Annotated in this window: 1 protein-coding gene; it reads right to left on the bottom strand. The window is 52.5% G+C overall.

All coding sequences use genetic code 11. The features are described from left to right. Positions 1–532 (bottom strand): toll/interleukin-1 receptor domain-containing protein (locus AC5LUJ_RS15475; protein WP_493465162.1); only part of this gene is annotated, 532 nt, incomplete at its 3' end. Positions 533–892: the final 360 nt, after the last annotated feature.

Raw genomic sequence — 892 nt, forward strand, 5'->3', positions numbered from 1 at the left:
GAAAGTCGAGATAGGATGTTCTTACTGTCCTGACTCTCAGTAGAACGGGGAGCAGGAGTGCTGGCAGGATGACTTCTCCTGAGTTACCGTCGAGGATGCTAAAAATCCAGATAATGGCAAGGACGGCGGCGAAGTACTGCACTCCTCTGCCGAGGTTGAACCTAACCTGCTCCATCGGCCGCGTATAGGTATAGGTACGCGTATAGGTATAGGTATAGGATGTCGGAGGCGTGGCCCTCCAGTCGTTCTCGATGTTAGTCGTGATGTCGGAGTTGTATCCGCAGTGTCGGCGCAGCAGGGTGATGAGTCTGGGTGATGGCATTCGCCCATCGGGCACATCTTCATGTTGTTTGTCTGCCAGGTGGAAGAATGCATCACCAGTCAGGAGCAGTGACATGACGGGAATCTTCCCTTTTTCTGCTTGTATCGTTTCCCGATAGACCCACTCTGATTTTTCGGCGGATGGGGACATTACCACGATGAAAACCGAGCAGCCGTCAATCCTTCGCTTGATTTCGTTGCGCCATTCCATTCCTGCATCTATTGAGTTGTCGTACCACGCTGGAATTTTTTGTTTCGGAGATGCTCGATGAGGGATTTTACATATGTACTGTCATTGCGGCTGTAGCTGATAAAGACACATCCATTTATGCGTGGATTATACTATTTGTCATAGTATGCCAGAATTTCTGGGGTGCTTCAGGCGATTGCGGCTCTTGTTTTCCGTCTCCGTGGGTCCGGCTCGGCCGTGTCGCGGGCAGACCGGATCCTGGGCGGGGCTGATGCCAGCGACACTGATGTCACTAACACTGATGTCACTAACATGGATGTTAGTCTTCGTGTGTGCATGAGGACTTCGTGGGTCGCGCCGAGGAGCTGGCGCGGCTGGACG

The sequence above is a fragment of the Protofrankia sp. CiP1_Cm_nod3 genome (assembly GCF_982290655.1).